Raw genomic sequence first — 6,858 nt, 5'->3', positions numbered from 1 at the left:
AAGGAGAGGGGCGGGGGGGGGGTGGCGGCATGCTAGTAGGCCCATAGCGGACTCGCCCCCCCCCCCCCCCCCCCCCCCCCCCCCCCTCCTCCGTTGTCCGGGAGCTACCGCGTCCTGCGCTTCGGCATGAACGTGAACACCGCGCCGCCCAGCAGGATCGCCGTGCCCGCCACCAGGCCGAGCGCCTTCAGGGCGCCGTGGTCGCCGGAGCCGGTCTCGGCGAGGCCGCCCGCGCCGCCGCTGCTGCCGCCGGACGACGACGAGCCGCCGGAGGTCGAGGTGCCGCCCGAGGCGCCGCCCGGCTGCTGGGTGGTGTCCAGGGTGAGGGAGACCTCCGTCCTGGTCGGGGTGCACGTCGTGGTGGTGCCCAGCGCCTTGATGGTGAGCACGCCCGGGGACAGGGTCGACGTGCCGCTCGCGCCCGGCTTGTAGGTGCCGGTGAGGTCCGGGATCTCGATCGGGTCGCCGGACTTGATGGGGTTGGGGTTCGTCGGCCCCTCCACGTGCACGGTGCCCTTGTCCGCGCCGCCCAGCACCACCTCCATCGACGGCTTCACGGAGTCCTTCGGGATGTCGGCGGGGCTGTTCATCACCGACTTCTTGAACTGCACAGTGAGGTCGAAACTCCCGCTGTTCCTCCTGGCGTTGATCTGCACCGGAGAGGTCGCGTTCTTGTCGCCGATCGGCGTCTTGCAGGCGTAGGGAACCTGGACCTCCTTGCCCGTGTAGTCGGTCTGGCCGGAGCCGCCGGTCGCCGTCGGCGTGGCGGTCGCGGTGTTCGTCGGCGTCGAAGAGTGCGTCGGGGTCGTCGACCGGGTCGGGGTCGTACTGGACGTGCCCCCGCTGCCCGGCGTCACCTCGATCGTCGCCGCCTTCTGCACGGTCTCCTTCGGCGTGCACTTGGTGTCCGTCGACATCGCGTTGACCGTGTACGCGTCCGGCGTCAGGGTCACCTCGCCGGCCGTCGTCAGCTTCAGGCTGCCCTTCATGTCCGACAGCACCATGTCGGCGCCCTTGGGGATCGCCGGGTTCTCCCGCGGGCCCTGCATGGCGATGTCGGCGGCCTGCGCCCCGGCCGCCTTCAGCACCCCGGACGGCTGCACCGAGTTGGCGGGCAGGTCGATGATGTCGGGGTTCTTGGAGGCGGCCTGTACGAACTTCCACACGATGTCCACCGTGTCGCCCACCTTCGCAGTGGCCGGCGCGGTGATCTCGACCTTCGTGGTGCCGTCGACCGGGTCGATGCCCGCGGGCGGCACGCAGTGGGTGGCGAACGACACCTGGGCCGCCTGCGCGGGCGTGGCGGCCACGCCCAGCAGTACGCCTGCCGAGCAGAGCACCAGTGCGGCGCCCGATGCGCCCGTCCGGCGGGCCGGTGTGCCTCTCCTTCGCATGCTCACGTGGGTCCCTTCGTGGTGGGAGTCGTAGGACTCGTCGGGCTGTCGTCGTGCGGTGCGGAGAGCCGGCCGGCCGGGCCGCCCGGGACGGATCCCGGGGTGAACCACGGCAGGGTCGGAGTCGTGTCGGGCTCGGGCCCGTGGGTGCGGGAGCGGGGCAGGCGGAGGGCGGCCCGTGCCGGGCGCCGGTGGCGGACGCCGCCCGGCCGGCCCGGCCGTACCCGCTCCACCACGGCCATTCCGGCGCGGAACAGCGCGGCCGGGACGACCAGGCAGAGCAGGATCCAGAACAGCGTCACGCCCCAGGGGCGGCCCACGCCCCAGGGCTGCTCGGCGAGGACCTTGCCGTCGTACCGGAGGGACACGGTGTAGTCGCCGTGCGCCCCGGCCGACAGCTCGACGGGCAGCTTGATCTGTGCCTTCTTCCCGGGCGCGAGGGTGCCGTGCCACTGCTGCTCGTCCCACTCGGGGGCGAAGACGCCGTGCGCGGTGCCGACCCGGAAGACCGGGTCCTTGATCGTGGCGGAGCCGAGGTTGCCGGCGGTGAAGACCAGGGTGCGGCTCGGCGGGGCTCCGAACCAGGTCAGCACGGAGCCGGAGCCGGTGAGCCGGGTGTCGGAGAGGATCGACAGGCGGCCGCCGGAGGGCTCGGCGGGCAGCGGGGCCACGGGATGCCCGGCGACCTGGAGGACGGCGTCCGCCTCGGCCTTCGCACCGGTCACCGTGGCGACGTGCACCACGCAGGGGCACGGCACGGGCGGTTCGGCGACCGGCAGCTTCCTGGCGAAGGAGCCACCGGCGTCCGTGGTCACGGCCCGGCCGTCGCCGTTGGCGCAGGAGTTGGTGCCACCGATCACACCGCGGGACGGCGTGGCCCGCCCGCAGATCAGCATCATCAGCAGCGTGCGCGGCCGCCAGCCGCTCCCGCTCACGGTCACCGAACCGCCCGTGCCCGCCTGGGCCGCGGACAGCTTCACGACCGGGCCGTCCGCCGAGGCCGCGGGAGCGGTGACGGACAACAGGAGCAGCGCGAGCAGCGCGAGCACCGCCGCCGCCGGAATCCGGGCCTTGCAGCTCACGACACCGCTCCCGTCAACTCGACCTCCGCACCCGGATGTCCGTCGTCGTCCGCCGTGCTCCCACGCCGCCTGCGACGCCGTACGCCCGACAGCGCTGCCAGCACCGCGGCCGCCGCCGAGGCGACACCCGTCACCGCGCCCCAGGGCACGAACCGGGCGGACGCGTGGGTGGTGTCGTGGGCGCCGCCCGCCGCGGTCACCGTCAGCCGTACGTCGACGTCGTCCAGCACCGGCCGGTCTGGCCACGGCTCGCTCAGGGTCCGGCGGGTTGCCGGTGGCAGACGCACCGGCAGGGTGCGGGCGTGACGGTCGAGGACCGGGCCGAGGACACCGTCCGCGTGCACCGCGAGTTTCGGTACGAGGACGGTCGTACCGCGGTTGACCAGCTCGTACGTGATGCGGCCGCCGCGCACCGCGACATGTTCGACGGTCAGCGCTGACAGTGCCGGTCCGCCCACGCGCAGCCGGAGCGCCACGGTCGCCGTGCGGCCGTCGGTGTCCCGGGCGGCGATGGTGCCGGAGCGGTCACCGGGAGCGGCGTCCGTCGGCACGGTCACCGTGAAGGGCACCTCGGCACGGGTGCGGGCGGGGACGCGGAGGGCCGTCCGGGCGAACGCGATGCGCGGGCCGGTGCCGTGCAGCCGTACGGTGATCGGCTGCCGGCCGCGGTTGGTCACGGACACCGTGTCCCGCAGGACCGTGCCCGGGGCGCCCTCGGCGTAGAGGGAGGGGCGTCCGGAGCCGGTGGGGGCGACCGACCAGCCGGCCGCGGCCTGTGCGGTCGGTGCGGACGCCGGCAGCAGGAGCAGGGTGAGGCCGAGGACACGGGCGGCGGACGGCATGGGCGGCTCCACGGTCTTGAGCTGTGGTTCAGCGGCGTACGGCCGGGTTCCGTCGGGTCAGCCACAGCGCGCCCGCCGCGCCCACGAGGACGACCGTGCCGCCCAGGGTGCCGAGGGCGACGGCGGAGTCCTCGGGGCCGGTCTGCGGGAGCCGGTCGGCGGAGCCGCCGGACGACGAGGCCGACGATCCGCCCGCCGCCGTCACGTCCAGAGTCAGGGACGGCTTGGGGTTGTTGGTGGGGGTGCAGGTGGTCGTCGTGCCGAGCGCCTTGATGGTGAGCGTGGCCGCCGTGAAGGTGACCTTGCCGGTCTTCTTCGGCGTGTAGGTGCCGCTCAGGTCGCTGATCTTGATGGGAGTGTTGGCGGGGATCGCTGCGGAGTTGGCGGGACCGGAGACCGCGAGGGTGCCGCTGTCGGCGCCGCCGAGCCGGATGGTGGCGCTCGGGTTCATCGCACCCTTGCCCAACTCCACCGGACTGGAGGAGACGCCCTTCCGCCAGGACATCGTGATCCTGTAGCCGCTGCCGTTCTTGACGCCCGTGATGTCGATCGGCGAGACGGCGCTCTTGTCGCCGATCGGCGTCTTGCAGTGGTAGTCGACGTCGACGACGTCGGCGTGGGCCGCCGGTGCGGCGAGCAGCACCGCCGAGCCTGCCAGGGCCGCGGCGGACACGAGCGCGGCGGTTCGTTTCGGGTACGACACGTTCGGTCCACCCCATTCATTCCTGACGGCACATCAGATTCGGCCGTCAAGGTACGCCCGGGGTCGTGAGGAGGGAAGACGCGTCACACGCCGGAGTTGTGTCGATCCGGCGTGCGCGAAGGGGGATTCGAGTGGAGACGGGAGCCCAGGTGGCCGTTGGCCGAGGACCGGTCGGTGCGCGACCGGACCGCCGCCGGTCCGCTCAGGCGGGAGCGCCCAGCTCCGCCCACACCGTCTTGCCCGAGCGGCCCGGTGTGCGGACGACGCCCCAGTCCAGACACAGCCGCTGCACGATGAACATGCCGTGGCCGCCGGGGCGGCCGGCGCGGTGCGGGGTGCGGGGGGCCGGCTGGCCTGTGCCGCGGTCGGACACCTCCAGCCGGATCACCTTGTTGTCGCAGGCGAGGAACAGTTCGTCCGGGCCCTCGGCGTGCAGGCAGGCGTTGGTGACCAGCTCGGACACGACGAGCAGCACGTCCTCGGCGGCGGCCCGCTGGTCCGCGCCGGCCGCGGGCAGCCAGCCCCACGCGTACAGCGCCTGGCGAGTGAAGTCACGGGCGAGCGGAACGACGCCGCTCTCGCCTTCCAGGCTCAGCCTGCGGACCTGCCGCCCCGGGGCTTCCCGCGCGCCTTCGGACGGCACGGACGGCACGGCCGCCCCCGCGGACACGCCGTCGGCCGGCGCACCCCCCTCGGACGCCCCGGAAGCGCCGCTCGGCTCCGGGCCGCGGTCGCCCGGCGAGTAAGGCCGGGTGGTCATCAGCGCTTCACCTCACCGATTCACCAGTTCACGATTCAATAGTCCGGCACCCGCAGGTACCGGCCGGTCCGTACGCCATCCACCGGCGGTCCGCCCCACGCACTTATGTCGCACCTGGGCCGTTCGTCGGTTCCCGGGGCCGTCGGGGGCTCCGGCGACCGCCGGGGTTCAGGATGTCTCCTGCCCGACCGATCCGCCGAAACACCCCCGCATGGGGCATGACTCATGCCACGCGCGGGCAGCGCCCCGCGGGGGACGGCCGGGCAGAGGTCAGTCGCCCTCGCCGGCCAGCGCCGCCTCCACGGAGTCGTGGACGGTGAAGACCGCCTCCGCCCCGGTGATCTCGAACACGCGAGCGACTACGGGGAGCATCCCCGCCAGGTGCACTCCACCGCCGGCGGCCTCCGCCTTCAGCCGGGCCCCGAGCAGTACGTTCAGGCCCGTGGAGTCGCAGAACTCCAGCCGCGAGCAGTCCACCACAAGCCGCGAGAACCCCTTGTCCAGGAGGTCGTCGAGCGGCTCGCGCAGAAGATCGGCGGTGTGGTGATCGAGCTCACCGGCCGGTGTCACTACGGCGCTGGAGCCCTCTTCCCGCACCTCCACCAGAAGCCGGCCCGACTGTGCGCTGCCGACCGTCCCGTGGTCCATGCCGTCTCTCTCCCGAGGTCGTGGCCGTTGATGCCCTCGAACATTACGCCTTCCTTCCGCACTCCGACACCCGAACAACCTCACACAATCGGACATATCACTACAGAACGTACTTGCGATCGGCTCGGGAAAGCAGGTAGGGCTAGTAAGGACACACACCCCTACACGCCGGCTTCGGAGGCGCCGCACACCGCAGTGCACGTATTGGCTTCGGCAGCCATATGCCGAGAACGATGGAGGACACCCATGTCACCCCGGCTCGACGGATCGCATACCCGGATCGCGACGTCGACACCCCCACCGGAACAACTGGATCCCATCGATCCCATCGACGCCCTCGAGGGACTCCCGGAGATCCCCCCCTTCGACGAGGTCGGCCCGGTCGACGCGCGGGCCCTGTCCAAGACTCTCTTCGAGCGACTGGAGTCGCTGGAGGAAGGGACGCACGAGTACTCGTACGTCCGCAACACGCTCGTCGAGCTGAACCTCGCGCTCGTCAAGTTCGCCGCCTCACGCTTCCGCTCCCGCAGCGAGCCCATGGAGGACATCGTCCAGGTCGGCACCATCGGCCTGATCAAGGCGATCGACCGCTTCGAGCTCTCCCGCGGTGTGGAATTCCCCACCTTCGCGATGCCGACCATCATCGGCGAGATCAAGCGATTCTTCCGTGACACCTCGTGGTCCGTGCGCGTACCGCGCCGCCTGCAGGAGCTGCGGCTGGACCTGGCCAAGGCCGGGGACGAGCTGGCCCAGAAGCTGGACCGCGCCCCCACCGTCGCGGAACTCGCCGAGCGGCTCGGCATCACCAACGACCAGGTCGTCGAGGGCATGGCCGCCTCGAACGCCTACACGGCCTCCTCCCTGGACGCCCAGCCCGAGGAGGACGACTCCGAGGGCGCGCTGGCGGACCGCATCGGCTACGAGGACCACGGACTCGAAGGCATCGAGTACGTCGAGTCGTTGAAGCCCCTGATCGCCGAACTCCCGCCCCGGGACCGGAAGATCCTGTCCCTGCGCTTCGTCGCGGGCATGACCCAGTCGGAGATCGGCGAGGAACTCGGCATCTCCCAGATGCACGTGTCCCGTCTGCTGTCGAGGACGTTGGTGCGGCTGCGCAAGGGGCTGACCCTGGAGGAGTGACCCTCCGCATGCGCGCGTGGGGCGGCTCGGCCGACTGTGCCGGGCCGCTTCGGCGTGTCAGGGCCGGACCACCTCGAGTGGCCGGTACCCGGTCGTCCAGCCGTCATGCGCCCGGGCGCGAACTGCCGTAGGGGCGGCGCGCGAACCGTCGCGCGTCCGGTGCGCGAAACGTCCCGCGGAGCGGTACGAACCGTTATGCGGTTACCCGGGGAAACCTCTTTTCCGAACCCGTCCCCTGCATCACGATGGGCCCCCGAACTGACGGGTAGGTCAAGGACCTCGGGGACGG

General features: G+C 72.1%; 7 protein-coding genes. 1 reads left to right on the top strand and 6 read right to left on the bottom strand.

Features of this window, described 5'->3' with window-relative positions; all coding sequences use genetic code 11:
* Positions 1–104: 104 nt before the first annotated feature.
* From AC07CM_RS24070 to AC07CM_RS24045, 6 genes are all read right to left on the bottom strand, one after another.
* Complete coding sequence (locus AC07CM_RS24070) at positions 105–1,394, bottom strand: hypothetical protein (protein ID WP_478878563.1); 1,290 nt, start codon at positions 1,392–1,394, stop codon at positions 105–107.
* 2 nt (positions 1,395–1,396) lie between these two features.
* Positions 1,397–2,476 (bottom strand): hypothetical protein, encoded by a 1,080-nt coding sequence (locus tag AC07CM_RS24065; protein ID WP_478878506.1) that lies wholly within the window; start codon positions 2,474–2,476, stop codon positions 1,397–1,399.
* Positions 2,473–3,318 carry a COG1470 family protein gene (locus AC07CM_RS24060; protein WP_478878505.1) on the bottom strand — a complete coding sequence of 282 codons (846 nt, stop codon included), beginning with the start codon at positions 3,316–3,318 and terminating at the stop codon, positions 2,473–2,475. The genes AC07CM_RS24065 and AC07CM_RS24060 overlap by 4 nt, the downstream gene beginning before the upstream one ends.
* Before the next feature lie 28 nt (positions 3,319–3,346).
* Positions 3,347–4,021: an LPXTG cell wall anchor domain-containing protein gene (locus AC07CM_RS24055; protein WP_478878504.1), complete on the bottom strand. Its 675-nt coding sequence runs from the start codon at positions 4,019–4,021 to the stop codon at positions 3,347–3,349.
* A 202-nt stretch (positions 4,022–4,223) separates the two neighbouring features.
* Complete coding sequence (locus AC07CM_RS24050; protein ID WP_478878562.1) at positions 4,224–4,784, bottom strand: ATP-binding protein; 561 nt, start codon at positions 4,782–4,784, stop codon at positions 4,224–4,226.
* 267 nt (positions 4,785–5,051) lie between these two features.
* Positions 5,052–5,429, bottom strand: coding sequence for an STAS domain-containing protein (locus tag AC07CM_RS24045; protein WP_478878503.1), 378 nt, complete (start codon positions 5,427–5,429; stop codon positions 5,052–5,054).
* A 246-nt stretch (positions 5,430–5,675) separates the two neighbouring features.
* On the opposite strand from AC07CM_RS24045, the gene AC07CM_RS24040 reads away from it, so the two are divergent.
* Positions 5,676–6,569, top strand: a complete 894-nt coding sequence (locus AC07CM_RS24040; protein ID WP_478878502.1) for an RNA polymerase sigma factor SigF — start codon at positions 5,676–5,678, stop codon at positions 6,567–6,569.
* Positions 6,570–6,858: the final 289 nt, after the last annotated feature.

It is taken from the genome of Streptomyces sp. NPDC044061, from assembly GCF_056434305.1.
This window is presented reverse-complemented; position numbering and strand designations above follow the sequence as displayed.

Coding starts and splice junctions, on each gene's coding strand:
- AC07CM_RS24045 (WP_478878503.1), bottom strand. CDS start 5,429: ATGGACCACGGGACGGTCGGCAGCGCACAGTCGGGCCGGCTTCTGGTG.
- AC07CM_RS24070 (WP_478878563.1), bottom strand. CDS start 1,394: ATGCGAAGGAGAGGCACACCGGCCCGCCGGACGGGCGCATCGGGCGCC.
- AC07CM_RS24060 (WP_478878505.1), bottom strand. CDS start 3,318: ATGCCGTCCGCCGCCCGTGTCCTCGGCCTCACCCTGCTCCTGCTGCCG.
- AC07CM_RS24040 (WP_478878502.1), top strand. CDS start 5,676: ATGTCACCCCGGCTCGACGGATCGCATACCCGGATCGCGACGTCGACA.